At 72.5% G+C, this 26258-nt stretch carries 19 protein-coding genes and 1 riboswitch; of the genes, 11 read left to right on the forward strand and 8 right to left on the reverse strand.

Annotation, left to right across the window (positions count from 1 at the left end; all coding sequences use genetic code 11):
- Positions 1–59: 59 nt before the first annotated feature.
- The 3 genes from ABZ234_RS16065 to ABZ234_RS16075 all read right to left on the reverse strand — a co-directional run bounded on the left by ABZ234_RS16065 (position 60) and on the right by ABZ234_RS16075 (position 5573).
- Positions 60–1451: a phosphotransferase gene (locus ABZ234_RS16065; protein WP_355012553.1), complete on the reverse strand. Its 1392-nt coding sequence runs from the start codon at positions 1449–1451 to the stop codon at positions 60–62.
- Position 1452: 1 nt separating this feature from the next.
- Entirely contained in the window at positions 1453–3495 is a 2043-nt protein-coding gene (treS, locus tag ABZ234_RS16070) for a maltose alpha-D-glucosyltransferase (RefSeq protein WP_267946429.1), read from the reverse strand.
- Positions 3496–3602: 107 nt separating this feature from the next.
- On the reverse strand, positions 3603–5573 hold the full coding sequence (locus ABZ234_RS16075; protein WP_355012554.1) for an alpha-1,4-glucan--maltose-1-phosphate maltosyltransferase: 1971 nt from the start codon (positions 5571–5573) through the stop codon (positions 3603–3605).
- Between the two features lie 974 nt (positions 5574–6547).
- On the opposite strand from ABZ234_RS16075, the gene ABZ234_RS16080 reads away from it, so the two are divergent.
- The 9 genes from ABZ234_RS16080 to ligD all read left to right on the forward strand — a co-directional run bounded on the left by ABZ234_RS16080 (position 6548) and on the right by ligD (position 18833).
- Positions 6548–8674 carry a transglycosylase domain-containing protein gene (locus ABZ234_RS16080; RefSeq protein ID WP_355012577.1) on the forward strand — a complete coding sequence of 709 codons (2127 nt, stop codon included), beginning with the start codon at positions 6548–6550 and terminating at the stop codon, positions 8672–8674.
- A 94-nt stretch (positions 8675–8768) separates the two neighbouring features.
- Positions 8769–8876, forward strand: a riboswitch (TPP riboswitch).
- Positions 8877–8986: 110 nt separating this feature from the next.
- Positions 8987–9598 carry an ECF transporter S component gene (locus ABZ234_RS16085; protein ID WP_267946427.1) on the forward strand — a complete coding sequence of 204 codons (612 nt, stop codon included), beginning with the start codon at positions 8987–8989 and terminating at the stop codon, positions 9596–9598.
- 105 nt (positions 9599–9703) lie between these two features.
- Positions 9704–11200 carry an ABC transporter ATP-binding protein gene (locus ABZ234_RS16090; protein ID WP_355012578.1) on the forward strand — a complete coding sequence of 499 codons (1497 nt, stop codon included), beginning with the start codon at positions 9704–9706 and terminating at the stop codon, positions 11198–11200.
- Entirely contained in the window at positions 11197–11985 is a 789-nt protein-coding gene (locus ABZ234_RS16095; RefSeq protein WP_355012555.1) for an energy-coupling factor transporter transmembrane component T, read from the forward strand. The genes ABZ234_RS16090 and ABZ234_RS16095 overlap by 4 nt, the downstream gene beginning before the upstream one ends.
- Before the next feature lie 36 nt (positions 11986–12021).
- Positions 12022–12828 (forward strand): enoyl-CoA hydratase-related protein, encoded by an 807-nt coding sequence (locus ABZ234_RS16100; protein WP_355012556.1) that lies wholly within the window; start codon positions 12022–12024, stop codon positions 12826–12828.
- Between the two features lie 376 nt (positions 12829–13204).
- Positions 13205–15547: a protein kinase gene (locus tag ABZ234_RS16105; protein WP_352984118.1), complete on the forward strand. Its 2343-nt coding sequence runs from the start codon at positions 13205–13207 to the stop codon at positions 15545–15547.
- Positions 15548–15952: 405 nt separating this feature from the next.
- On the forward strand, positions 15953–16732 hold the full coding sequence (locus ABZ234_RS16110; RefSeq protein ID WP_267946423.1) for an electron transfer flavoprotein subunit beta/FixA family protein: 780 nt from the start codon (positions 15953–15955) through the stop codon (positions 16730–16732).
- 33 nt (positions 16733–16765) lie between these two features.
- Complete coding sequence (locus ABZ234_RS16115) at positions 16766–17710, forward strand: electron transfer flavoprotein subunit alpha/FixB family protein (protein ID WP_267946422.1); 945 nt, start codon at positions 16766–16768, stop codon at positions 17708–17710.
- A 229-nt stretch (positions 17711–17939) separates the two neighbouring features.
- Entirely contained in the window at positions 17940–18833 is an 894-nt protein-coding gene (gene ligD, locus ABZ234_RS16120) for a non-homologous end-joining DNA ligase (RefSeq protein WP_355012557.1), read from the forward strand.
- A 4-nt stretch (positions 18834–18837) separates the two neighbouring features.
- Here the strand turns inward: ligD and ABZ234_RS16125 are convergent, their stop codons facing one another.
- From ABZ234_RS16125 to ABZ234_RS16135, 3 genes are read right to left on the reverse strand one after another with little or no spacing between them, the layout of a single operon-like run.
- Positions 18838–19347, reverse strand: a complete 510-nt coding sequence (locus tag ABZ234_RS16125) for a hypothetical protein (protein ID WP_355012558.1) — start codon at positions 19345–19347, stop codon at positions 18838–18840.
- Between the two features lie 7 nt (positions 19348–19354).
- Positions 19355–21019 (reverse strand): alpha/beta hydrolase, encoded by a 1665-nt coding sequence (locus tag ABZ234_RS16130; protein ID WP_355012559.1) that lies wholly within the window; start codon positions 21017–21019, stop codon positions 19355–19357.
- A 35-nt stretch (positions 21020–21054) separates the two neighbouring features.
- Positions 21055–21381: a hypothetical protein gene (locus ABZ234_RS16135; protein ID WP_267946418.1), complete on the reverse strand. Its 327-nt coding sequence runs from the start codon at positions 21379–21381 to the stop codon at positions 21055–21057.
- Between the two features lie 301 nt (positions 21382–21682).
- Here ABZ234_RS16135 and ABZ234_RS16140 point away from each other — a divergent pair, with 301 nt between their 5' ends.
- Positions 21683–22948: a hemolysin family protein gene (locus ABZ234_RS16140; protein WP_355012560.1), complete on the forward strand. Its 1266-nt coding sequence runs from the start codon at positions 21683–21685 to the stop codon at positions 22946–22948.
- A gap of 157 nt (positions 22949–23105) precedes the next feature.
- A complete protein-coding gene (locus tag ABZ234_RS16145; protein WP_355012561.1) occupies positions 23106–24596 on the forward strand; it encodes an aldehyde dehydrogenase family protein in 1491 nt (496 codons plus the stop codon).
- An 18-nt stretch (positions 24597–24614) separates the two neighbouring features.
- Here ABZ234_RS16145 and ABZ234_RS16150 read toward each other — a convergent pair whose 3' ends face one another.
- Together ABZ234_RS16150 and ABZ234_RS16155 are read right to left on the reverse strand one after the other, a co-directional pair.
- The gene (locus tag ABZ234_RS16150) at positions 24615–25376 is read right to left on the reverse strand and encodes a class I SAM-dependent methyltransferase (protein WP_355012562.1); all 762 of its coding nucleotides are present in this window, start codon (positions 25374–25376) and stop codon (positions 24615–24617) included.
- Complete coding sequence (locus ABZ234_RS16155) at positions 25373–26152, reverse strand: class I SAM-dependent methyltransferase (RefSeq protein ID WP_355012563.1); 780 nt, start codon at positions 26150–26152, stop codon at positions 25373–25375. Before ABZ234_RS16155 ends, ABZ234_RS16150 begins: the two co-directional genes overlap by 4 nt.
- Positions 26153–26258 lie beyond the last annotated feature (106 nt).

Genomic DNA, 26258 nt, shown 5'->3' on the forward strand with positions numbered 1-26258 from the left:
CGTCACGGGTCGTGGTGTGTGTGCGGGCGGTCCCCCCGAACGGGAGGGGCCGCCCCGGGCTATCCGGGCACGGGCGGCGCCGCGGCCGCGGCGGCGATGGACTCCAGCGGCACCCGCAGCCAGTTCGGCCGGTTCCGGGCCTCGTACAGGACCTCGTACACGGCCTTGTCGAACTCGAACGCCCGCAGCACCGCCAGGTGCTTGTCCGGGTCAGGTCCGCCCCCGTCCGCGTAGCCGCGGCAGAAGGCCTCCCGGTTGTTCCGGGCCCAGGCGCGGGCGGCCCACTCCAGTTCGGGGTCGTCCGGGTGCGCCACCAGCAGGAACCCGGCCGCGTAGTCGAAGGAGCGGAGCATCCCCGCCACGTCCCTCAGGGGGCTGGACAGGCGCCGGCGGTCCCGGACCGGCATGGTGGGCTCGCCCTCGAAGTCGAGGAGCACCCACCCCTCCCCGGTGCGGACGACCTGGCCGAGGTGGTAGTCGCCGTGGATGCGCTGGATCGGCAGGGGCTCGTCCACCTCGGCGAAGTCGGCGTAGGCCGCCATCACGCGGGGAGCGTGCTCGGCCAGCTCCGGTACCTCGGCGCCGGCCGTCGCCAGCCGCTCCACCATGGCCTGCGCCAGCTCCCCGGCCCCCGCCGGGGAGAGCACGTCCGTGGGCAGGGCCCCCGCGAGCGACCGGTGGACCCGGGCGGTGGTGCGTCCCAGCCGCGCCGCCTCCCCCGCGAAGGCGCTCTCGCGGTCGGTCCCCGCCCCCTCCAGCAGGGCGCGCGCGCCGGCGGTGGCGAGCACCCACCCGTCCGCGGCCTGCGGGATGAACGTCTGCAGCATGGCCAGGGTCGTGGGCGTCGCGTACCCGGGCAGGTCGGCCTCGATCCACCCGCACGGCCGGGCCGCGTACGGGGACCCGGACAGCGCCATGTTGAGCTCCAGGTCCGGGTTGGGGCCCGGCCAGAGTCTGCGGAAGGTCTTCAGGACGTAGTCCTGTCCGAAGACCAGCGACGTGTTGGACTGCTCCCCCGTGAGCATCCGCCCGGGCGAACCGGTGCGGATCCGCTCCCCGGGCAGGGTCCGGAACCGGACCTGCCCGGAGAGGCCGGGGGCCGCGGGCAGCGCGAACCGCTCCAGGAGGAGACCGGTCAGCTGTGCGTCGTGGGCCGCGTCGTAGACCGCCTTCGGCCTCCCGCAGGCGGCCCGGCACACGCCGATGGCGGCACGGGCCAGGTCCGGCGGCAGGGAGCCCGGCGGACGCGAGCCCAGGAGCACCTGGTAGCGGGAGCTGTGCCCGCGCTGCCCGGTCCGCACGACGAGGACGTCGAGGCCGGGGCCGTCCGGTCCCGTGGTCACCAGGGTGTGTCTGCTCTCGATCCGGATCTGCTGGATGGGGATCCCCTTGCCGGAGAACCAGCGCTGCCGGGGCAGCCAGGCTGCCAGGAGCTCTTCGAGTTGGGACATGTCAGAGAGGACCGTTTCCCTTCCCGCCACCGCCCCGGTCCGTCGGCTCCGGTACCGGGCCGGGGGCGGCCGGTTCGGCGGCGGGCCGGGCGGGGGTCCCGGGCGCGCCGTCGCGGAGCGCGGGCACGGTACCGGCCGGGGCGCTGGACGTCGTGGTGGCTGTGGCGCGGCGCTCCGCGCCGGGCGGGTCCGCCGGGCGTCCGGCGGCGTCGAAGGCGGTGCGCACGCTGACCCCGGCGGCCGGAAGGCCGTAGGAGGGCAGCCCGTCCCGTTCACCGTCCGTTCCCGCCGGCTCGTGGTCCGCGGGGAGCTGGAACCAGTAGAAGCCGTGGCCGGGCAGGGTGAGCAGGTACGGCAGTTCCCCGATCTCGGGGAAGCGCACGCCCCCCACGCACTCCACCGGGCTGACCCCGGCGTAGCGGGACAGGTCCAGCTCGACGGGCTGCGGGAACCTCGACAGGTTGTTCACACAGAGCATGCGGTCGTCGCCGTGCTCGCGGATGAACGCCAGGACGCCGGGGTTGGTGGCGTTCAGCTCGGTGAACTCCCCGGTGCCGAACACGGGGTGGCGCTTGCGGATCTGGATCATCCGGCGGGTCCAGTGGAGCAGCGAGCCGGGGTTGTCGCGCTGGGCCTCCACGTTGAGCGCCTGGTAGCCGTAGACCGGATCCATGATCAGCGGCAGGTACAGGCGGGCCGGGTCGCCCTTGGAGAACCCGGCGTTGCGGTCCGAGCTCCACTGCATGGGCGTGCGCACGGCGTCGCGGTCGCCCAGCCAGATGTTGTCGCCCATGCCGATCTCGTCGCCGTAGTAGAGGACGGGCGAGCCCGGCAGGGACAGCAGCAGCGCGGTGAACAGCTCGATCTGGTTGCGGTCGTTGTCCAGGAGGGGCGCGAGCCGCCGCCGGATCCCCACGTTGGCGCGCATGCGGGGTTCCCTGGCGTATTCGGCGTACATGTAGTCGCGTTCCTCGTCGGTGACCATCTCCAGGGTCAGCTCGTCGTGGTTGCGCAGGAAGATCGCCCACTGGCAGTTCCGCGGGATGGGCGGGGTCTGGGCGAGGATCTCCGAGATCGGGAACCGCTGCTCCTGCCTGACCGCCATGAACATGCGCGGCATCAGCGGGAAGTGGAAGTTCATGTGGCACTCGTCGCCGCCGGACCCGAAGTCGCCGAAGTAGTCGACCACCTCGGAGGGCCACTGGTTGGCCTCGCTCAGCAGCACGCGGTCGGGGTAGAGCCGGTCCACCTCGGCGCGCACGCGCTTGAGGAACTCGTGCGTCTCCTTGAGGTTCTCGCAGTTGGTGCCCTCGCGCTCGTACAGGTAGGGCACGGCGTCCAGGCGGAACCCGTCGATGCCCAGGTCCAGCCAGTAGCGCAGAACCTCCAGGATGGCCTCCTGGACGGCGGGGTTCTCGAAGTTGAGGTCCGGCTGGTGGGAGAAGAAGCGGTGCCAGTAGTACTGGCCCCGCACCTCGTCGTAGGACCAGTTGGAGGTCTCGGTGTCGACGAAGATGACGCGGGCCCCGTCGTAGCGGTCGTCGGTGTCCGACCACACGTAGAAGTCCCCGTACGGACCGTCGGGGTCCTCCCGGGAGGCCTTGAACCACGGGTGCTGGTCGCTGGTGTGGTTCATGACGAGGTCGGTGATGACGCGGATGCCGCGGCGGTGCGCCTCGTCGAGGAGCTCCACGAAGTCGGCGGTGCGGCCGAACTCGGGGAGGATCTTGAAGTAGTCCGAGATGTCGTATCCGCCGTCGCGCAGAGGGGACTCGTACATCGGCAGCAGCCAGAGGCAGTCGATGCCGAGCCACTGGAGGTAGTCCAGTTTCTGCACCAGCCCCGCGAGGTCGCCGGTGCCGTCGCCGTTGGAGTCGAAGAACCCCCGGGCGAGTACCTCGTAGAAGACGGCGTGCTTGTACCAGTAGGGGTCACCGGTGCCGCCGGAGGACATGAGCGGGCCGGTGGCGGCCCCGGTGGCCGGGGCGAGCGGACCGTGTTCGGCGTGTACGCGTCCGCCGGGGCCGTGCTCGTCTTTGCTCATCTGCTGCTCCCCACCAAGAATGTTCGACATCGGTTCAACGGGCGTTCCGGGCACGGGCGGGGGCCGGCGGGGGTGGCCCGCCGGCCCCGGTCCGTGGTCCGGGGCCGCTATCTGCCGTTGACGGTGAACACGTGCGCCGGCCCGGTCGCGGGGTCGAGGCGGACGTAGTTGTCCGCGCCCCAGGTGTAGGAACGACCGGTCAGTTCGTCGGTCACCTCGAGTTCCTCCTCCCACGTGTGGCCGATGGACGGCAGATCCAGGTGCACGGTCGCCTCGTGGGCGTGGTGCGGGTCGAGGTTGACGACGGCGATGACGGCGTCGTCGGGGTCGCCGGGCCCCGCTCCGGGCCGGTGCTTGGAGAAACAGATCAGCTCGGGCCGGTCGACGTGGTGGAAGCGCAGGTTGCGCAGCTCCCGCAGGGCCGGATGCGAGCGGCGCAGCTCGTTGAGCCGCGTGATGAGCCCGCTGATGGACTCCCCGGCGGCCTCGGCCGCGGCCCAGTCGCGGGGCCGGTACTGGAACTTCTCCGAGTCCAGGTACTCCTCGCTGCCCGGGGCCGCCGGGGTGTTCTCGCACAGCTCGAAGCCGGAGTAGACGCCCCAGGAGGGGGAGAGCAGCGCCGCCAGCACCGCGCGGACCTCGAAGGCGGGCCGTCCGCCGTGCTGGAGGTAGGCGTTGAGGATGTCCGGGGTGCAGGGGAAGAGGTTGGGGCGCAGGTAGTGGGCGGTCTCCCCGGTGAGCTCGGTGAGGTAGTCGGTGATCTCGTCCTTGCCGTTGCGCCAGGTGAAGTAGGTGTAGGACTGGTGGAACCCGACCTTGGCCAGGGTGCGCATCATGGCGGGGCGGGTGAAGGCCTCGGCGAGGAAGAGCACGTCGGGGTGCTCCCGGGCCACGTCGGCGAGCAGCCGCTCCCAGAAGGCGACCGGTTTGGTGTGGGGGTTGTCGACCCGGAAGATCCGGACCCCGTGGTCGATCCAGTGCTGGACGACGCGCCGGATCTCCGTGTACAGGCCCTCGAAGTCGTTGTCGAAGTCGAGGGGGTAGATGTCCTGGTACTTCTTGGGCGGGTTCTCCGCGTAGGCGATGGAGCCGTCGGCCCGGGTGGTGAACCACTCGGGGTGCTCGGTGACCCACGGGTGGTCGGGGGAGCACTGGAGGGCCAGGTCGAGGGCGATCTCCAGGCCGTGCTCGGCGGCCTCGCCGACGAACGCGTCGAAGTCGGCGAGCGTGCCCAGGTCCGGGTGGACGGCGTCGTGGCCCCCCGCGGCGGACCCGACCGCCCACACCGAGCCGGGCTCGCCGGGGCCGGCGGACAGGGCGTTGTTGGCGCCCTTGCGGTGGCTCGTGCCGATCGGGTGGACGGGGGGCAGGTAGACGACGTCGAAGCCCATGCCGGCGATGGCGGGCAGGCGTTTGGCGGCGGAGGCGAAGGTCCCCGAGCGCTCCTGCCCGGGGGCCGTGTCGACCTGGGCGCCCTCGGACCGGGGGAAGAACTCGTACCAGGAGCCGAAGAGCGCCCGCTCGCGGTGGACGACGACCCCGGTGCGCCCGGACCTGGTGACCAGCTCGCGGATCGGGTGGTGTTCCATCCCGTCCAGGACCTCGGGGGTGATCGCCGCGGCGAAGCGGTCCAGCGGGTCCGCCGAGGCGTCCCTCAGGACCTCGGCCGCCCTGGTGAGGGCGGGGTTGCGGGGCACGCGCCGGCCGGCGCGTGCGAGCAGCCGGGCCCCCTCCTCCAGTACGGGCCCGGTGTCCTGGCCCAGGGGGAGTTTGACCCGGGCGACGCGGTGCCAGGTGGTGAAGGGATCGGTCCACGCCTCGACCGAGAAGGACCACGTCCCCTCGGAGGGGAGGCTGATCTCGGCCTCGTAGCGGTCGGTGCCGGGCGCGTGCTCGCGCATGGGCACGAGGCGTTCGCGGCGGCCCCGGGGGGAGTACACGACGACCCCTGCGGCGAGGGAGTCGTGGCCCTCCCGGATGACCGTCGCCCCCACGGTGAAGTGTTCCCCGGGAACTGCTTTCACCGGACCGAGGTCGTTGTCTGGAGAGATGTCGAGGATGGGCAGGCGTCCGATCACTGGCTACACCGTAATTGTCGTGGTTCGGGCGTTTCTGGGCGCGAGCGGTTTATGGCAGGTGAAAATAACCTGTTGTTAATCCGACGCAAGACGGAGTTAACGAAGATCCGGAACGGAAACTGTCCGGATTACGGCTTCGGTTCCCTCTGCTGTCTATCGTCTGCCCTCTTGTGGTGTTTGGCGGAGTGTCGGGGCCGGATAATTTGTGTGTTCCTCATCACACTGGCCGGAAGGCTTGGGGCCTGGTATTTGTCGGGTTTCACCTGGGTAAACCGTACATATCAGTCATAAGGAACCAGGGGATTCAGGTGCCTCTGTGGTTGTTTTCTGATGGTCTGTGGTGAAAGGACGGAAAATTCGTCGGTCGTGTTGGGTGGCGGGTCGTCCTGGGTAGGGATCACCGAATGCACCCTGGGTCCGCCGGGCTGTATTCCGGACATCAGGGTGTGTCGGAATGATCGCCCGGGGCCCTTTTGTCGCGAATTCGGGCATGCTCTCCGCGGGCGCCGTCCGCCGAGGTTGTTTCGCCCGGATGACGAGTGGACCGCGCACCCGTTTCGCGGCCTCCCGCGGGTGCGTCGGGGTCGGGCGCTTTGCCGCGGATTGGGCAAGCTTTTCGATGACACGCCCGATTCGGCCTCCCGGGCTTTGCGGTACCCCTGCGAGCGTGGAGGTCGCAGTGCCCTGTCTCCGCGCGCGCGACGCGGACGGGGCGTCACACGGCCGAGGGGGGCGACGTGACGGAGCCGAACCAGGACGGTCCTCCGCAGGGGGAGCGGGGCCAGGACGGGGGTCGGGCCCCGCGGCACGCGCGGGAGGCGGGAAGCCCCGGCCGCCGTGGCCGGGGGGCCGACGGGCCCGGCGCGGCCGCCGGAGGCGCCTCCGGGGCGCCGCGCTGGAGGAGGTGGGCCGACCGGGCCGTCCTCCCCCTGGTGGACCGGCTCCGGGAGCGCGTGACCGCACTCGGCGACGCGGTGGAGCACGGGAGGGGCGCCGGTGACGGCGACCGCCCGGACGGAGGCCGCAAGGACGCCGTCCTGCGCCTCACGGGCACGGGAGCGGTCGCCGGTCTCCTGACCGCCGCGCTGGTCATGCCGTGGGTGGGCGGGCTGGGGCTGATCGGAAGGGACACGGCCGCCGCCTTCATGGCCCTCCCCAGCGACCTGGAGATCTCCCCGCTGGCGGAGCGCGTGCTCCTCACCGACGTCGACCACAACCCGATCGCGGAGGTCGCCGACCGCGAGCGCGAGGTGGTGCCCCTGGACGCGGTCAGCCCGTGGGTGCCCGCCGCTCTCATGGCGATCGAGGACGACCGGTTCTACGAGCACTCCGGACTGGACCTGCGCGGTGTGCTCAGGGCCGCCATGCGCACCGCGCAGGGGGACACCCAGGGCGGGTCCACCATCACCCAGCAGTACGTCAAGAACCTGCTCATAGAGCAGGCCTCCACCGAGGAGGAGGTGGAGCGCGCCAGTGAGCAGACCCTGGGCCGCAAGCTGCTGGAGCTGCGCCACGCCATCGACATCGAGGACCGCCTCACCAAGGACGAGATCATGGAGGGCTACCTCAACCTCGCCTACTTCGGGGCGGGGGCGTACGGCATCGAGGTGGCGGCCCAGCGGTACTTCTCCGTCTCCGCCGCCGACCTGGACCCGGCGCAGGCCGCCACCATCGTCGGGCTCGTGCGCAGCCCCTCGTTCTACGACCCGCTCAACAACCGCGAGGCCGCGCGCGAGCGCCGCGACCTGGTGCTGGAGCGGATGGGCGCGACCGGGCACCTGGACGCGGCGCAGGTCGAGGAGTACGCGAGCCGGGGGCTCGCACTGGACCCGACCCCGCGCGGAGGCAGCTGCTACCACTCGGAGCAGCCGTTCTTCTGCGACTTCGTCATGCGCTGGCTGCGCGGCTCCGACATCCTCGGGGAGCTCCAGGGGGAGCGCGACGAGGCGCTCACCAAGGGCGGCATCACCGTGCGGACCACGCTCGACGGGGAGACGCAGCGGGCCGCGCAGGAGGCCATCGAGCGGTACGTCCCGGCGGAGGAGTCCACCAAGTTCTCCGCCCAGGCCGTCGTCGAGCCCGGCACCGGCCGGATCCGGGGCATGGCGCAGAACCTGCGCTACGGGTTCGACGACGAGGCGCTCGGCACGACCTCCATCAACCTGGCGGTGGACAGCGAGGCCGGCGGTTCGCTCGGCTACCAGGCGGGGTCGACGTTCAAGACGTTCACCCTGGCCGCCGCCCTGCACTCCGGGCTGGGCTACGGCACCAGCTTCTCCTCGCCCGAGAGCGTCTCGGTCGGAGGGCTCGAGAACTGCGACGGCGGCGTGATGTCCGGGTGGAGTGTGAGCAACGCCGGGGAGAGCGACGGCGGCCGGCACAACATGATCAGCGCGACCAAGGGGTCCGTGAACACCTACTTCGCGCAGCTCCAGAAGCGCGTCGGCCTCTGCGAGACCTCGGAGATGGCCGAGCGGGTCGGCATCCACCGCGCCGACGGCCAACCGCTGGGGGTCTGGAGCTCCTTCACCCTGGGGGACCAGGAGGTGTCCCCGCTGACCGTCGCCAACGCGTACGCCACGTTCGCCGCCCGCGGCACCTACTGCGAGCCCGTCCCGGTGGTCTCCGTGCGGATCGGCCGCGAGGGCGCCGAGGGCACCCGGGAGGTCGAGGCGCGCACCGACTGCGAGGAGGGCAGGGTCGAGCGCGACGTCGCGGACGGGGTCAACCACCTGCTCCAGCAGACGTTCAAGGGCGGCACCGCCAACGGCCTCGGCCTCGACCGCCCCGCCGCGGGCAAGACCGGCACCACCGACAACGCCGCCTACGCCTGGTTCGCCGGCTACACCCCGAACCTCGCGTCGGCCGTGGTCGTCGGCGACATGCGCGGAGGCGAGGAGAACCCGCTCCAGGGCGTGACGATCGGCGGGCGCTACTACGGCATCGTCTACGGCGGCACGCTGCCGGGCCCCATCTGGCAGGCCACCATGCGCGGGGCCACGGCCGACCTTCCGGCCGAGGGCTTCGCCCCGTCGCCGAAGGCGTTCGGCAACCCGTCGGCGACGCCTCCCAAGGGCGGGGACGACGAGGGCGACGCCTGACCGCGCCCGCCGGCGGGCGCGGCCGGACGGGGGCGGGAACGGGGGCCGTGGGGAGGGAACACCCCGCGGCCCCCGTTGTTGACGCATAATGGAGGGAAACCGACAGGGGAGCGCGTGAGCGCTGAGAGTGCGGCACCCGGCCGCAGACCCTTACACACCTGATCTGGGTCATGCCAGCGAAGGAAGTCCTAGGAACCCGTCTCCGGCGGCGTGCTCCCGCGCACCCGGGACGGACCCGGCGCGCGGCACGTCCTCCGGCGTCGCTCTTGGCCACATGGGCCCTCGTCCACCCCGACGAAGGGACACCACCTGATGAGCACCGAGACCGGGCGTACCGGATTCTGGCGCGACGTCCTCGGACGGCTGCGCGGCTGGCGCACCGTCGACATCGTCGTTGCGGCCGTGATCGGCGTCGCCGTCGGCGTCGTCTTCTGGCTCTGGAACATCGTCTGGTCGGTCACGACCCCGCTCTTCGTGGGCTTTCCCCCCGCGCAGGCGGCGGTCTACGGAATGTGGCTGATCTCCGGCGTCCTCGGCGGACTGGTCGTCCGCAAGCCCGGCGCGGCACTGCTCACCTCGATCGCGGCCTCCCTGGTGTCGGCGGTGCTGGGGACGCAGTGGGGGGTCATGGTGATCATCGACGGGACGCTCCAGGGCCTCCTCCCCGAGCTGGTCTTCCTCGCCTTCGGCTACCGGCGCTGGGGCATGGGCGCGGCAGTGCTCGCGGCGGCCGCCGCCGGCCTCTCCCCGGCCGTTCGCGACAACCTCGTCTACAACGTGACCTGGCCCCTGCACTTCCAGCTCGTCTACGGCGTCATCGTCGTGATCAGCTCGGCGGTCATCGCGGGCGTCGGCGCCCGCCTCCTCACCACCGCGCTCGCCAGGTCGGGCGCGCTGGCCCCCTTCCCGTCGGCCAGGGGCTGACCCGTGGCCGACCACGACCGCCGCGGCCCCTCGGGGGCGACCGCGGAGCACCCCGCGGCACCGCCCCCCCTCCGGCCCCCCGGAGGGGGCGGCGCACGCGTCGAGCTGTCCGGCTGGGGGTGGCGCCACGCGGGCCGCGAGTCGTACGCCCTGCGCGGGGTGGACCTCACGGTCGAGCCCGGTGAGCGCGTGCTGCTGCTCGGCGCCTCCGGGGCGGGCAAGTCCACCCTGCTGCACTCCCTCGCCGGACTCACCGGCCCCGACGGCGCCCTCAACGGCGACCAGGAGGGGACGCTGCTGGTCGACGGCCTCCCCGCCGACCGGGGCCGCGGAGGCGTCGGCCTGGTCGGCCAGGACCCGGAGACGCAGCTGGTGATGGCCCGCGCGGGCGACGACGTCGCCTTCGGCCCGGAGAACCTGGGGGTGGACCCCGCCCTGATCTGGCCGAGGGTGGACGACGCGCTCGACGCGGTCGGGTTCCCGTACGGGCGGCGCCACCCCACCGGCGCGCTGTCGGGCGGTGAGAAGCAGCGCCTGGTCGTCGCCGGCGCGCTCGCCATGCGCCCGCGCCTGCTCCTCCTGGACGAGCCCACCGCCAACCTCGACCCCGCCGGGGCCGCCCTGGTGCGCGGTGTCCTGGAACGCCTGCTCGCCGAGACCGAGGCGACCCTGCTCCTGGTCGAGCACCGGGTCGCCGACGTGGTCGGGCTGGTGGACAGGGTCGTGGTCGTCGAGCCGGGCGGCGGGGTGGTCGCCGACGGCGATCCGGCGGCCGTGTTCGCCGCGCACGGGCGCTCCCTCGCGGAGCAGGGCGTGTGGGTCCCCGGGCACGAGCCCTCCCCCGGCCCGGCCCCCGCGCCGGGCGGCGGCCCCCGCGTCGAGGCGGTGGGCGTCGCCGCGCGCACCCCCTTCCAGCTGGGGGCGGGCGCCCCGCCCCGGAGGACCGTGCTGGAGGGGGTGGACCTCTCCGTCGCGGCCGGTACGGCGACCGCCCTGACCGGCCCCAACGGTGCGGGCAAGTCCACGCTGCTGACCCTGCTGGCGGGGCTCTCCCGACCCCACAGGGGCGCGGTCCTGCCGCGCGGCCCCCTGGCGGAGGCCGACCGGCGGCCGCTGGCGCGATGGCCCGCCCGGCTCCTGTCCCGCCACGTGGGCACCGTGTTCCAGCACGCGGAGGACCAGTTCGTCACCGGCACCGTGCGGGACGAGCTGCGGTTCGCCCCGCGGCGGGCCGGGGCGGACGGGGCCGGGACCGAGCGGCGGGTGGACGAGCTGCTGGAGCGGCTGCGCCTGACCGGCCTGGCCGACGCCCACCCCTACACGCTCTCGGGCGGCGAGAAGCGGCGGCTGTCGGTGGCCACGGCGCTCAGCTCCGGCCCCTCGCACGCGCCCGGAGTCCTCGTCCTGGACGAGCCGACCTTCGGCCAGGACACCCGGACGTGGACGGAGCTGGTCGAGCTGCTGGGCGGGCTGAGGGCCGAGGGGTGCGCCGTCGTCGTGGCGACCCACGACGAACTTCTCCTGCGGCACTTCGCGGACGTGCGGGTGCGTGTGGCGGGGGGCCGCGCGGTCCCGGGCACGGTGGGGGAGGCGGAGCTGTGAGCGTCTCGGAGGACCGGGGCCGCAGGGGCGGCGTCCCCACCCCGGACGCGCCGGGCGCCGGGGGAGCGCGCCGCTGGCTCGTCCGGCTCAACCCGGCGGCCAAGCTGCTGGCCGCGCTGCTGCTGGGGCTCGGACTGGTCCCCGCCGTGGACGCGGTCACCGGCGGGGTGGTGCTGGCCGGCGTTCTGCTGGTCCTGCCCTTCAGCGGGATCGACCGGCGCACCCTGCTCGTCCTCGGCGGCCCCTTCCTGCTCATGGGACTCTCCAGCGGGCTGGTCAACTACCTGTACGGCGAGCACGGCGCGGAGGGGGCGCTGGGCGCCGCGGTGCGCCTGCTCGCCATCGCCCTCCCCGGCCTCCTCGCGGCCGTCAGCAGCGATCCGACGGAGATGGCCGACGGGCTCGTGCAGAGGTTGAGGGTGCCCGAGCGCCCCGCCATGGGCGTGCTGGCGGCGCTGCGGCTCATCCCCCTGCTGGCCGACCAGTGGCGGACCGTGACCCTGGCGAGGCGGGCCCGCGGACTGGAGGCCGGGCGCAACCCGGTGCGGATGGTCACGCTGTTCTTCGGCAGGCTGTTCGCGCTGCTGGTGCGGTCGATCCGGACGGGGACCCTGCTGGCGACGGCGATGGACGCCAGGGCGTTCGGCACCGGGCCCCGCACACGGGCCAGGGAGAGCCGCTGGCGGGTCGGGGACACGCTCCTGCTCGCGGGTGCGGCCCTGCTGCTCGCGGGGGCGTACGCGCTGTCCGCGCGGCTCGGCACCCTGGTGCTGCTGTTCTCCTGACCCGGGTGATTAGGTGGCCCGGACAGTGACGTCGAAGTGGAAGAGGTGGAGTTCGTGGGCGAGTTCGTGCGCGTGGAGACCGATCCGGACCACCCGGCGGTGGCCGTCATCCGGTTGGACCGGCCGAAGGTCAACGCGCTCAACGCCGTGCTGACGGCGGAGATCGCCGAGGCCGCCACGAGGGTCTCCGCGGACCCCGCCGTGCGCGCGGTGGTGCTCTACGGCGGCGAGCGCGTGTTCGTGGCGGGCGCCGACATCAAGGAGATGGCGGACCGCACCCACGCGGAGATGCTGGAGTACGGGCGCAACCTCCAGAACGCCCTCACACTGGTGTCCCGCATCCCCAAGCCCGTCGTGGCCGCCGTCACCGGGTACGCCCTCGGCGGCGGGCTGGAGCTGGCGCTGGCCGCCGACTTCCGGGTGGTGGGGGAGGGGGCCCGGCTGGGCGTGCCCGAGATCCAGCTCGGCGTCATCCCCGGGGCGGGCGGCACCCAGCGCCTGCCGCGCCTGATCGGCCCCGCCCGGGCCAAGGAGATGATCTTCAGCGGCAGGCACGTGCGGGCGGAGGAGGCCGGGCGCATCGGGCTGGCCGACGAGATCGTCCCGGACGGGGACGTCTACCGGGCGGCCGTGGCCCTGGTGGCCCGGTACGCGGAGGGGCCCGCCGTGGCGCTGGCCGCGGCCAAGGAGGCCGTCGACCGGGGCCTGGAGACGGACCTGGACTCGGGACTGGAGATCGAGCGCCTGCACTTCGCCGGGCTGTTCGCGACCGAGGACCAGAAGAACGGGATGCGGAGCTTCGTCGAGCAGGGGCCGGGCAAGGCGGTGTTCAACGGGCGCTGACGCGGGCCTCCGCGCAGTTCGGGGCGGGGGTCCCGGCCGCTCGGGCCGGTGCGCCCGCCCCTCCCTTCCCCAAAGCTTTGTTGTTTTTTGGCATGGTTTTAGTCATTTGTCAGGTTAAGTAGCGATACAGGACCTGCTCCGGTCGTCCGGATCCGGCCAGTCGAGACGAGCGGGGCGGAACCGCCCACGCCAGTTTTCCGTCATACTCGGTGGTGGTCGTCCGAGGGCGGACGGGCCGCCGGCCCCCCATGACCCTCCGGCGGTCCCGAACAGACCACACAGGTCCGAGACGGGCCACACAAGCCAATGTTGACCCATCCCCCGGCCGATAAGCTGGACGTGGTGGTATGCGGTCTTTTGAGGGGATGAGTTCTCGATGGCAATGTCGGCAGGTTTCCCCACGGGTGAGGAGCTGCCGGAGCGCATCGGCCACTACGTGATCCGCCGCCGTATCGGGCAGGGCGGAATGGGCGTGGTGTACCAGGCCGAGGATCCCCGGACCGACCAGTTCGTCGCGCTGAAGGTCCTCAAGCCGGAGGTCGCGGGCGACCACATCGCACGGGCCCGGCTGGCCCGCGAGGTCGAGACCATGCGGCGGGTGCAGAGCCCCAACGTGGCAGAGGTCATCGACGCCGACACCCAGGCCGAGCTCCCGTGGGTGGTCACCGAGTACATCCCCGGGCCCACGCTGGACGCGACCGTCACCGACCACGGCCCGCTCCGGGGCCGCGCGCTCACGCGCTTCATCACCGGGCTCGCCCGGGCGATCCAGGACATCCACGCGGTGGAGGTGATCCACCGCGACCTCAAGCCGGGCAACGTGATCATCTCCAACGGCGAGCCGATCGTCATCGACTTCGGCATCGCGCACGCCGTGGACGGCGCCAAGCTGACGCAGACCGGCACGTTCGTCGGCACCCCCAGCTACCTGTCCCCGGAGGTCATCGAGGGCACCGACCTCGGCCCGGCCACGGACATCCATGCCTGGGGCGGCACCGTCGCCTTCGCCTCCACGGGACGCCCGCCCTACGGCGCGGGCTCCTTCGAGGTCATCTTCTTCCGCATCCTCAACGGCGAGATCGACATGGACGGGATGCACGAGGCGCTGCGCCCGCTGGTCAACCGCGCCGTCTCCCGCGACATGCGCAACCGCCCCACGGCCGCGGAGCTGGTCGCCGAGGCGGGCCGCCTCAACCTGGACCTGCCCTGGACCGAGGACCAGGAGGTCCGGTCCACCGGGCTCACCGGCGGCCACACCGTCTACAACCCCTCCACGGGCGTGGGACCGGAGGACTCCGGCACGGGCGGCGGACGGGGAGCGGGCGGGGCCGCGGCCGCGGGCGCGGCCGGCGCCGTGCTCGGCGGAGCCGCCGGATACCTGGCGGGACGCGGCGCCGGCGACGAGGGCTGGGGGCCCGCGCACACCGCCGGCGGCGCGAACCCCGCCTCCAGCGCGTGGTCCGGTCCCGGCGGGTCCCCCCGCTCCACCCACGCCGCCGAGGCGGGCGGGTGGCGCTCCGACGAGGAGGCCACGGACGACCTCTCCGGCGCGCGGGGCGCCCAGCGGTCCTGGGACGCAGACGAGGACCCGACGGACGACCTGTCGGGCGCGCAGCGGGGCTGGAGCGACCCGGAGTCGACCGACGACCTGGGCGGGCTCCGGGGGACCGACCGGATCACCCCGGGCGGCCGCGAAGACCTCGACGACCCGCAGGGCACCATGCGGATCAGCCCCGTGGGGGACGACCCGGACGACGCGGGGAGCACCCGGCGCATCCGTCCCGGCGAGCCCCCGCGGGACGACCCGCAGGGGACGATGATGATGGACCCCGTGGAGCCCGGCCGGGGGCGCCCCCAGACGGCCGACCCGGAGGACGGGTACCAGGCGCCGCACACGCAGTTCTTCAACACGCCCCTGCACAAGGGCGATTTCGCGGACATCCTCACGCCGGTCGAGGAGGGGCGCAACAGCCGCAACACGCAGGAGTTCGGCGAGGACGACTACGAGGAGCGCGGCGGCTGGCTCAGCCGCTTCAAGCGGGGCAGCAACGACCGGGTGGGTGACTACTTCCGCGGTGACGAGGAGGGCGTCGACGCCGACGGCGACGGTTACATCGACGAGGAGTACGAGGCCGAGGCGTGGCGGATGCACCCGCTGGTGCTCATCCCCGTCATGGTCGCCCTCGCCGGCGTGTCCCTGTGGTTCCCCTGGTTCGGCGCCCTCCTGGGCGTCGTGATCATCGCGGGCCTGGGCGCGCTGGACGTGGTCAAGGCGGAGCACGCGCGCCGCCTCCAGACCCGGGGGCCGCGCAACTCCGACAGCATGGTGGTGGCGCTCAGCTTCCCCTGGGCGTTCGGGCGCATGGCGGTCCGCACCGCCGGGTTCGGCCTGATCTACCTGCTGGCCGGGATCCTGGTCGGCATGGTCTACGCGACGATCGTGGACGCGACCCCGGGCCAGGGCGCCAACTACACCGGCGCCTTCGCCATCTTCGTGATGGTCCTGCTCAGCTACATCATGCCGAGCGGCCGTGAGGCGCGGCACCAGGCGGTGTGGCTGGTGGAGCGGGCGCGGTTCCGGAGCCTGTACCTCTACATCGGCGTGATCGTCGGCATCGTCCTGCTGACCATGCTGATCCTGTCGATCGGGCTGTCCTCCACCCCCGACTGGGCGCCGTTCGGCGGGCCGTCCGACTGGTTCGACGGCGGATCGTCGTGACGAGCGGCCCCCTCCCGGCACGGGAGGGGGCCCTCGCGGTTCTCCGGTGGTTCCACCGGTGGTGCGACCGGTTCCGGACCGCCGTGCGCGACCTAGGGTGGTGGGCAGGCCGGCACCCCGGCCGCGCGGGCCGGTCCCGGCGGGGCCGCGCTCGGCGGGGCCGCCGAATCCGGTGGCAGGGTGTTGGTTAGGGTTTCCTAAGTCACACTTGGGGTCGAGGGTTGGCCTTCAAGCTACTAGCCAGTAACATCTGGTGTACGGGCACATCGCGGGACCGTCCTTGACGTGAAAGGCGGACCCGCCGTCGAATGACCGAACGGCATTCGGCATTGTTGGCAGAACGGGGCGCACCGGCGTCCGCCCGCCACACGGCGGATCAGAGTGCAGGGAGGTCGGCCACCGGCCATGAATATTGTCGTTTTGGTCAAGCAGGTCCCGGACACGGCGACCGAACGGAAGCTCAACCCCGACGACAGGACGCTCGACCGCGCAGCGTCCGACGGCGTCATCAACGAGCTCGACGAGTACGCGATCGAGGAGGCCCTGCTCCTCAAGGAGAAGCACGGCGGCGAGGTCACCGTCCTGACGATGGGACCGGACCAGGCCACCGACTCCATCCGCAAGGCCCTCTCGATGGGCGCGGACAAGGCCGTCTTCGTCAACGACGACGCGCTCCACGGATCGGACGCCCTCCAGAGCGCCTACGCGCTCGCGCAGGCCCTGGGCACCGTCGAGTTCGACCTGGTCGTCCTCGGCTCCGAGTCCACCGACGCGCGCACCGGCGTCATGGGCGCCGCGCTCGCCGAGTACCTCGGCCTGCCGCAGCTCACGCTCGCCGGCAAGGTCGACATCGACGGCGGCGCCATCAGGATCCAGCGCCAGACCGACTACGGCTACGACGTGGTCGAGGCTCAGCTCCCGGCGGTCGTCTCCGTCGTCGAGAAGATCAACGAGCCCCGCTACCCGTCCTTCAAGCTCATCATGCAGGCGAAGAAGAAGCCGGTCGACAAGAAGTCCGCGGCCGACGCGGGCATCGACACCGGCCGGGTCGGCCTGGCCAACGCCACCACCGAGACCGTCGACTTCGCCGCGGCGCCGCCGCGCGCCGCGGGCACGATCGTCAAGGACGAGGGTGACGGCGGCGTGAAGATCGCCGACTTCCTCGCCCAGAAGAAGTTCGTGTAGGCCAGGCGAGAGACTCAGGAAGGTTCAAGGATTATGGCTGAGGTCCTCGTCCTCGTCGACCACGTCGACGGACAGGTCAAGAAGGTCACGACCGAGCTGCTGACCGCGGCCCGCCGCATCGGCGAGCCCGCGGCCGTGTGGATCGGTGACGGCGCGGAGTCGGGCAAGGCCGCGCTGGCCGAGTTCGGCGCCGAGAAGGTCTACGTCGCCCCGGCCGAGCTCAACGACTACGTCGTCGCTCCCAAGGCCGAGCTGCTCGCGAAGCTGGCCCAGGACAAGGGCGCCGCCGCGATCCTCGTCTCGGCGACCGCCGAGAACAAGGAGATCGCCGGGCGCACCGCCGTCAAGCTCGGCTCCGGTGTGCTCACCGACGTCGTCGACGTCGACGCCGACGTGGTCACCGAGCACAGCATCTTCGGCGGCGGCACCGTCACCCACGCCCGTGTGCGGACCGGCGTGCCGGTCGTCGCCGTGCGCCCGAACTCCGTCCCGGCCGAGGCCGCCGCCGGAGCGGCCGTCGAGGAGGCCGTCTCGGTGGACGTCTCCGACGCCGCCAAGGCCGCCAAGGTCGTGGAGCGAGTGGTCCAGGAGCAGGGCGAGCGCCCGGAGCTCACCGAGGCCGCGATCGTGGTCTCCGGCGGCCGCGGCGTCGGCTCCGACGACTTCTCCGTCGTCGAGGGGCTGGCGGACTCGCTGGGCGCCGCCGTCGGCGCCTCCCGTGCCGCCGTCGACTCCGGCTGGTACCCGAACCAGTTCCAGGTCGGCCAGACCGGTAAGACGGTCAGCCCGAACCTGTACCTGGCCCTGGGCATCTCCGGCGCGATCCAGCACCGTGCGGGCATGCAGACCGCGAAGAACATCGTCGCGGTCAACAAGGACCCCGAGGCGCCGATCTTCGAGCTCGTCGACTTCGGTGTCGTGGGCGACCTGCACTCGGTCGCTCCGCAGCTCACCGAGGAGATCAACAAGCGCAAGTAGGCGCACGCGCCGAACACGCCCAACGCCCGGCCGGGGTCATCCGGCCGGGCGTTCTCGCTGTGTCCGCAGAACCACCGGAAACCCTGTTACGGCCAGGCCGGTACTCCGTCCGGAGGCCGTCCGGAGCCGCTGCGGGCCGCCGGGTTTTCCGCCGGGGAGGCCCGGGTAGGCGGGGCCCACGGAGCCGACCGGGGCGGGCGCCCCGGGGCGGCGGGACCTGGGAGGGGCGATGGCGGAACACGGGGGCGCGGTCCGGGTGCGCGCGGGCCGACGCGTCGTGGAGGTGCGCAAGCCGGACAAACCGCTGTTCGGTGAGGGCGGGCCGACCAAGGAGGACCTGGCCCGGTACCACGAGCGGATCGCACCGCTGATGCTGCCGCAGCTGAAGGGCCGCCCGATCGCCCTGGACCGGTACCCCGACGGGGTCGGAGCCGGCGGGTTCTTCGTGAAGCACCCCTCCACGCCGGAGTGGGTGCGGACCGTGGAGACCAGCGGCGGCACGATGATGGAGTGCCGGGACGCGGCGACCCTGGTGTGGTGCGCCGACCAGGCGGCGATCACCCTGCACGCCTGGCAGTCGCGGGAACCGGACCTCGGCCTCCCCGACCGGATGGTGCTCGACCTCGACCCGGCGGGGGACGGGGAGGAGGCCTTCGCGGAGTGCAGGGCCGCCGCCCGGGACGTGCGCGAGGCGCTGGACGAGGTGGGGCTGGCCGCGTACGTGATGACGACCGGTTCGCGCGGGCTGCACGTGCGGTCGCCGCTGCGGCCCGAGGCCGACGACCAGGAGGTGCGGCGGCTGGCGGAGGGCGTCGCCGACCGCGTGGCGGCGCGGAGACCGGAGGAGCTGACCACCGAGGTGCGCAAGGAGGCCCGGAAGGGGAGGCTGTTCGTGGACTTCCTGCGCAACGGCCGCGAGCAGCTCGCGGTCGCCCCGTACTCGGTGCGGGCCAGGCCCGGCGCCCCGGTGGCGGCCCCGGTGACCTGGGAGGAGCTGGACGGCCTGGAGTCGTCGCGGGCGTTCGGCACGGACCTGGAGCGCGAGGCGTGCCCGTTCGCGGGCATGGGGCGCCACGCCCGGTCGCCGCGCAGGGCACTGGAGCGGTTGGAGCGGCTCGGCTGACCCCTCAGGACCCGGGGGCGCCCTCCGGCCACACGCAGGGCGAGGAGGCCCCGATGGACAGGCTGCCCTGGGCGCTCGACTGGACGGACATCCGGAAGGAGTCCTCCTCGTTCTCGACGAAGACCGCCAGGTCTTCGGGGCGTCCGTCGTCTGTCACCTGGTAGCCGTTGGCCGTCCAGTACTCGTGCAGGAGTTCGACGCTGGCCTCGTTGTCCTCAGCGGGAAGGCCGCGCAGCCAGTAGGTGCGGCCGACCGACGCGCGTCCGCTCTCACCTCCGTCGACCGTGTCATCACAGGGGTTGGCGATGTCGCCTCCCAGGGCTTCGAGCTCCGGGGCTTCGGGGAACACCGCCACAGCCGCGGCGATGTGCTCCTCCACCCTGGTGTAGGCCTCGTCGTGGGTCATTGCTGCTTCCTCCTCCGAGGTATCCGAGTCCACACCGGGACCGCAGGCGGTCAGAGCCACCACGACGGCGATGCCGCTGCATGCGCGTCCGAGAGCGTTGGTATCCACTGTTCCCCTACTTCTGTCCGGCGATGACCTCACCCATGTACCGCAGGGACCTGGTGTCGGGATCGAAATATTCCGAATGTGCGTCGTTGAGCGGCCACTGGCCCCCGTCGGTGCCCGGGTTCGATCTGAACTCCGTCGCTCCGAAGCCCGGATCCGTCGGGTCCATTCCGTGGGTGAAGCCGGTGAGGTGCGTGATGTTGTCGTTCTCGGCTGTGGAGACGTGGACGTTCTCAGGGGGGAGTCCCAGGTCGCTCACGTGGTCGGCGTTGGCGCCGGGGCTGCCCACCAGCACGATGTTGTCCGCGTTGAGTCCTTCGTCGCCCTGTGCGGTGTGACCCACCACGGTGGAACCGTAGCTGTGGCCGATCACTGTGTTGTTCGACGGGGACGGGTTCACGTGGGTCGCCCGCAAACCGTCCTGGAAACTGCTCAGCTCGTCGACCGCGTCCTCGGCCCGGCCCGCGCCGGCGGCTTCGACGGCGTTGGGGGCGTCGTATCCGATCCAGCTGATGACGGAGTGGTTGCTCTCCTCGTCCGCGATGGTGGCCGACTGCACGAGGGCGTCGGCCCGGTCCATCTGGGAGTCGACGCTCTGCCAGGTGGTCGTCGTGCCCGGGACGAGGGTGGCCACGTTGTCGGCGGTGTCGGGGTTGCCGTTCGCCACGATCGCGCGTCCCCCGCCCTCGGCGTCGAGGGCGAGCAGGTACCTGTCCGCGCTCTCGTCGTTGAGGCTGTCGCGCAGGGTGGTCAGGGTGGAGAGCTCTCCTTCGAGGTCCGTCAGGTCGGTCTGGGCGTTGTAGGCGCCCATGCCGCCGTCGGAGTCCGTCAGGGAGTCGAAGGCCTCGTCGCGTTCCTCCTGCGCGTTCGCGACCTCCTCCTCCAACCGCTCGATCTCGTCGTCCAAGTGCTCCCGGTTGAGCTCGTCGCGCACGGTTGAGGGGATGCCGTCGAGTTCGCGGAGCAGGTCGGGGTGGTCCCGCACGGCCTGCGCCTGCTCCTCCTCCGTCATGGAGGTCCACCACAGGTTGACGATGGACGGGTGCTCGTCGCCGGTCAGCTCGTCCGGGACCATGCCGGGAACGGCGTCGCCCAGGTACAGCAGCTGACTGCCGGACAGGAGGGCGGACTCGACCAGGCGCTCCAGGGTCTCCTGGCCGGGTCCGTCGCGCAGGTCCTTCTCCGCCTGTTCGGCCCGGTCCATCAGGGTGTCCCAGTGCCCGGCGTGCTCGGTGAGCAGTTCTTCCCGAAACTCCTCCATGCGTGCGGCGGGCCTCCCCGTCGCCTCCTGGCCCACGCTGCCGAGAATGGAGTCGTTGCCCGCGTCCCTGATCGCGGACTTCTCCTCCTCCCACCGGGTCTCCAGCTTGGCCCGCTCGACCCGGTAGGCCTCGATGTCCAGGCCCCACTGGCGCAGGACGGCCGCCCCGTAGGTGAGGGCGGCGGCGGCCTCCTGCCAGGCGGCCAGCTCCTCCGACGAGCCGGAGACGATGTTCCAGGCGATGAGGTCGGTGAACTCACCGGCGGACGACTGGAACTGGCTGTGGGCGCCCTCGGACTGGCCGGTCATCTTCCGGCACACGGCGTCGAGGTCGTCGGCGCCCGACTCGATGGCGCCGACGTCGGCGTCGATGTCGGCGGGCAGGCCGAGGGACATGGAGGCGACGTCGCTCACAGGTGTCTCCGGGGGGGTGGGTGGCGGGCGCGGGGTCAGAAGTTGATCTGGATGTCGAGGGCCTCCAGGCCCTCCTGGTACTCCTCGGCGCTCTCGTGGTCCGAGTCGGTGATCGCCAGGTCGGCGCCCTGGACGTTCTGGGCCAGGTTGATGCCGTTCTGCGCGACCCGTCGGATGTGCTCCATGGCGTCCAGTTCGTAGTCGGCCAGACCGGACGAGACGTGTTCGGAGACCGCCGCGGCCAGCCCTTCGACGGCGGCCTCGAAATCGGTTCCGAGGAAGACCATGGCCTCGGCCAGCGCTTCGGCCTCCTCGGCCTCGGACATGGCCTCGACGGGGTTGACTCCGGTACCGCTGGACACGGGGACTCCCAGGGGGTGGGGAAGGGGGCAGGAGAAGCCTACAGACAGTGCCGGAACGGTGTCAGATCCGGACATGCGGGTCGCATGGCGGTCCGTGCGGCCCTGAACTGGGGATTCGACCGGAGGCGGCGAACCGGCGCGAGGTTCTGGCCGTTTGTGGACACGTGGGGCACGTGCGGCCGGAGGGGACCGGTGCAGCTGGTGCGACAGGTGTGGTGGCGGGGATTCCGGGAACGATGCCATCACCTCGGCCCGGTCCGGCCGCGGCACCGCTTCCGACAGAACCGCGGGGGAGACCCACATGGAGGGCTACGAGGCCCAGATCGGCCTCGTGCTGGTCCTGGTCGTCGTGAACGCCGTCTTCGCCGGCAGCGAGATCGCGCTGATCACGCTGCGGGAGGGGCAGCTCAGGAGGCTGGAGGCGAGCGGTCCCGGGGGCCGGGCGGTCGCGAGGCTGGCCCGCGACCCCAACCGGTTCCTGGCCACCATCCAGATCGGCATCACCCTGGCCGGGTTCCTCGCCTCGGCCACGGCCGCGGTGTCACTGGCCCGCCCGCTGGTCGAACCCCTCGGCTTCCTCGGTTCCTACGCCTCCCCGGTCTCCGTCGTCCTGGTGACCGTCGTGCTGACCTTCGTCACCCTGGTCCTGGGCGAGCTCGCGCCCAAGCGCATCGCGATGCAGCGCGCCGAGCCCTGGGCGCTCCTCGTCGCCAGGCCGATCAACGCCCTCGCCGTCCTCTCGCGGCCCGCAGTGTGGCTGCTCGGCGTCTCCACCGACCTGGTGGTGCGCCTGGGCGGGGCGGACCCCGGGACCGGCAAGGAGGAGGTCTCCGAGGAGGAGCTGCGGGAGATGATCTCGGCCCAGGGCGACATGACCCCCGAACAGCGGACGATCCTCTCCGGCGCGTTCGAGATCACCGGCCGCACGCTGCGCCAGGTCCTGGTGCCCCGGCGCGACGTGGACACCGTCCCCGCCTCCCTGCCCGCCGGCGAGGCCGCCCTGTTCCTCGCCGAGCGCGGGCACTCGCGCGCGCCCGTGGTCACCGAGGGGGACGTGGACGACGTCGTCGGGGTCGTGCACTGGTCGGACCTGCTGCGGGGCGAGGGGGACGCGGGCGCCCTCGCCCGCGAGCCGCTGCTGCTGCCGGTCTCCCTGTCCGTGTCGCAGGCGCTCCACCGGATGACCGGCGAACGGCAGCAGATGGCGGTGGTGATCGGTGAGAGCGGGGCGGTCGACGGCATCGTCAGCCTGGAGGACCTGCTCGAGGAGGTCGTCGGCGAGATCTACGACGAGACCGACGCGGACGCGCGCGTTCCCACCAGGGTCGACGGCGGAGCCCTCCGCGTGCCCGGCGCCTACCCCGTCCACGAGCTGGACGACCTCGGCGTCGTCCTCACCTCGCCCCCGGAGGGCAGCTACGTCACCGTCGCCGGGATGGTCCTGGTCGTGCTCGGCCACATCCCGGAGGGCCCGGGGGAGAGCGTCGACCTGGGCGGGTGGACGGCCACGGTCACCGAGGCCGACGGCCGGGTCGTCGGCGAGCTGCTGCTCGTCCCCGACGCCTGACCGCCGGCCCGCGCCGCCCGGGGAGCGGCGCGGCCGTACGGGCCCCGAACGCCACCGACTCCCTGAACACTTCGCCAAGGAGCGGCACGCCCCTTTGCCCGCGGGGCCTTTCCGGGGCACGGTGGCGGAGAGTGACGCCGACACCAGGGGGAGCCCGATGCACGCCGACCAGACACCCACCCCCTACACGGGACTGGACCGGATGACCATCGGCGGCGAGTGGCGCCACGGCTCCTCCGGCGAGGTCCACCACGACGTGGACCCCTACGACGACACGGTCCTCGCGGAGGTCCGCCTGGCCGACGAGGGTGACGTCGACCTCGCCTACCGGGCGGCGGAGCGGGCCTGGCCGGTCTGGGCCGCGACGCCCGCCTACGAGCGGGCCGAGGTGTTCCGCCGGGCGCTCCGCATCCTCGACGCGCGCCGTGCCGAGGTGGCCGAGTGGCTCGTCCGCGAGGCCGGGGCCGTCCGCGACCGCGCCGAGTTCGAGATCGACCTGGTCCGCAGCGGCATGGCCGAGGCCGCCTCCTACCCCACCCGGGTCGAGGGCCGCATCCTGCCCGGGATCACCCCGGGGAAGGAGAACCGCGTCTACCGCGAGCCCCTGGGCGTCGTCACCGTGATCAGCCCCTGGAACTTCCCGTTCCAGCTCTCCCACCGCTCCGTCGCGCCGGCCGTCGCCCTCGGCAACACCGTCGTCCTCAAGCCGGCCGAGAACACGCCCGTCACCGGGGGCCTCCTCCTCGCCCGCGTCTACGAGGAGGCGGGGCTTCCCCCCGGCGTCCTCAACGTGGTCCTCGGCAAGGGCGGGCAGATCGGCGACGCGCTCGCCACGCACGAGTCCTCGCGGATGGTCTCCTTCACCGGCTCGACCGACGTGGGCCGCCACATCTCCCGGCTGATCCCGCTCAAGAGGCGCACGCTCGAACTCGGCGGCAACAGCCCCCTCGTCGTGCTGGACGACGCGGACCTGGACCTGGCGGCCGACGCCGCCGTGTTCGGCTCCTACTACCACCAGGGCCAGATCTGCATGGCCACGAACCGGATCATCGCCACCACCGGCGTCCACGACGAGCTGGTCGACCGGATCGTCGCGCGCGTACGCGCACTGCGGGTCGGGGACCCGGGCGACCCCGCGACCCAGATCGGCCCCGTCATCGACGACGACCAGGCCGAGGGCATCCGCGACCTGGTCGACCGGTCGGTCGAGGTCGGCGCGCAGCTGCTGCTGTCCGGCGAGCCGGGCGGACCGGCGGGAAGGGTCCTGCCGCCCTACCTGCTGCTCGCGGGCAACCACGCCCCGTGCGCCGCCGAGGAGGTGTTCGGACCGGTGGCCACGGTCATCCGGGCGACGGAGGAGGAGGACGCGCTCCGCATCGCCAACGACACCGAGTACGGGCTCTCCAGCGCCGTCCACACCCGTGACGCCGAGAAGGGGGTGCGGTTCGCCCGGCGGCTGCGGGCGGGGATGACGCACGTCAACGACTCCACGCTCAACGACGAGGCCAACACGGCGTTCGGCGGGGAGGAGCACTCCGGCCACGGGAGGTTCGGCGGCGAGTGGGCGGTCGAGGCGTTCACGACCGACCACTGGGTCAGCGTCCAGCACGTCCCCCGCACCCTGCCGTTCGGCTTCGGCGGGCGCTGAGGGGGCGGAAGGCCCGCGTCACCGCTTGCGCAGCACCAGCAGCAGGTTCCAGGTGACGACCTCGCGCAGGAAGGGCACGTGCACGACCGGCTTCGTCCACGTCGGCAGGTAGCGGGGCCGGACGTCCACGGCGTCCACGTCGGGGCGCCCGCGCGCCCAGCGCAGCATCTCCCCGGCGTACGCGGCGTACATGCTGCGGCCGAAGTCGTTCTTGGGCCGGCGCCCGTTGCGCCGGGCGAACCGCTCCGCGGCGTACGGACCCCCCAGGTAGTGCCACGGGGAGGTCTCGTGCCCGCCCCAGGGGGACAGCCACAGCGTGTACGACAGGTAGACCAGCCCGCCGGGCCTGGTCACCCGCACCATCTCGTCGGCCATCCGCACGCGGTCGGGCACGTGCTCCAGGACGTTGGAGGAGAAGCACACGTCCACCGAGCCCGTGCGCAGCGGCAGGTCCAGGGCGCTGCCCCGGACGCCGTACGCGTCGGCCGCGCGGCCGTGCAGGGTCATCTCGCGGGCGTCGGAGTCCACGCAGAGGCAGCGTGCCCCGGCGGAGCGGAGCTCGTCGGCGAAGTAGCCGGGGCCGCCCCCCACGTCCACGACGAGGCGGCCGTCCAGGGGCGTGTAGGAGCGCAGCTGGGCGACGGTGTCGCGGGCCAGCGTGCCGTAGAAGAACGCCGGATCGGACTGCTCCCTGCGGAACGCGGAGAACAGGGCGACCGAGCGCCCCAGGGTGGCGCGGAAGGGCGTGGTCCCGTCGTCGCGGGCTGCGGCGGGGGTCACGCGGCCCCCCCTCCGGCCGGTGCGGCCCCGTCCAGCACCACGAAGTGGCGCAGGTGCCGCCAGTGGTCGCCTCCCCAGTACTCGTCCGAGGCCGCGATCCGGCCGCCGGGCACCAGCTCGGCGATCCGCCCGGTGCGCAGGGTGTGCATCCGCATCGGCGCCGGGTAGCGCAGCACCACCCTCTGCGCCAGCGCGACCAGGGGCCACGGCACGTACCGGAACACCATCCCCTTGAAGGTGCGGCGCTCCGTCTCGGGCACGCCGAGCACCATCACGCCGCCGGGGCGCAGCACGCGGGCGAACTCGCGCACGTACCCCTCGGCCAGCGCGGTCGGCAGGTGCTGGAGGACGAGATCGGTGTACACGAGGTCGAACGAGTCGTCGCCGAACAGGGACAGGTCGGCCCGCTCGTTCAGCGTGAACGCGATCCGTCCCCCCGAACGGTCCAGGCGGCGGGCCTCCTCCAGCATCGGCGCGGAGATGTCCACCCCCACGACCTCGTCGAAGTGCGCGGCCAGCGCGTTGGACAGCCGTCCGGCGCCGCAGCCGAAGTCCAGGACCCGGCCGCCCCCGGGGCGGATGCCCAGCTCGTCCATGCGGGCGACCGCCGGGTCGACGTCGGCCCGGCCCGAGGCGAGGAACTCGTCGTCGTCCCACCCGCCGTCGCGCTTGTCCGGGTCCACGCACACCGCCCACAGCGGTTCGGCGGAACCCAGCCGGGTCCAGTCACGGCGGACCTGTTCGAGCCCCACCGGCATCACCTCCACGGTGCTCACGACCCCGCCGGAACATGGTTCTGCATCATGTTCCTGTTCTGGGCTGCCAGGCCTTGGAGACCTGCGCCCGAGGTCAAGGAAGAAAGTGGAACGTGTTGTATTCTGG

The sequence above is a fragment of the Nocardiopsis sp. NPDC006198 genome, assembly GCF_040613895.1.
GTDB lineage: Bacteria > Actinomycetota > Actinomycetes > Streptosporangiales > Streptosporangiaceae > Nocardiopsis > Nocardiopsis tropica.

What these genes read in the sequence shown, in the direction of transcription:
- ABZ234_RS16140 (WP_355012560.1), top strand. Translation starts at nt 21,683, where the DNA reads ATGGAGGGCTACGAGGCCCAGATCGGCCTCGTGCTGGTCCTGGTCGTC.
- ABZ234_RS16085 (WP_267946427.1), top strand. Translation starts at nt 8,987, where the DNA reads ATGAGCACCGAGACCGGGCGTACCGGATTCTGGCGCGACGTCCTCGGA.
- treS (WP_267946429.1), bottom strand. Translation starts at nt 3,495, where the DNA reads ATGAGCAAAGACGAGCACGGCCCCGGCGGACGCGTACACGCCGAACAC.
- ABZ234_RS16105 (WP_352984118.1), top strand. Translation starts at nt 13,205, where the DNA reads ATGGCAATGTCGGCAGGTTTCCCCACGGGTGAGGAGCTGCCGGAGCGC.
- ABZ234_RS16145 (WP_355012561.1), top strand. Translation starts at nt 23,106, where the DNA reads ATGCACGCCGACCAGACACCCACCCCCTACACGGGACTGGACCGGATG.
- ABZ234_RS16110 (WP_267946423.1), top strand. Translation starts at nt 15,953, where the DNA reads ATGAATATTGTCGTTTTGGTCAAGCAGGTCCCGGACACGGCGACCGAA.
- ABZ234_RS16115 (WP_267946422.1), top strand. Translation starts at nt 16,766, where the DNA reads ATGGCTGAGGTCCTCGTCCTCGTCGACCACGTCGACGGACAGGTCAAG.
- ligD (WP_355012557.1), top strand. Translation starts at nt 17,940, where the DNA reads ATGGCGGAACACGGGGGCGCGGTCCGGGTGCGCGCGGGCCGACGCGTC.
- ABZ234_RS16065 (WP_355012553.1), bottom strand. Translation starts at nt 1,451, where the DNA reads ATGTCCCAACTCGAAGAGCTCCTGGCAGCCTGGCTGCCCCGGCAGCGC.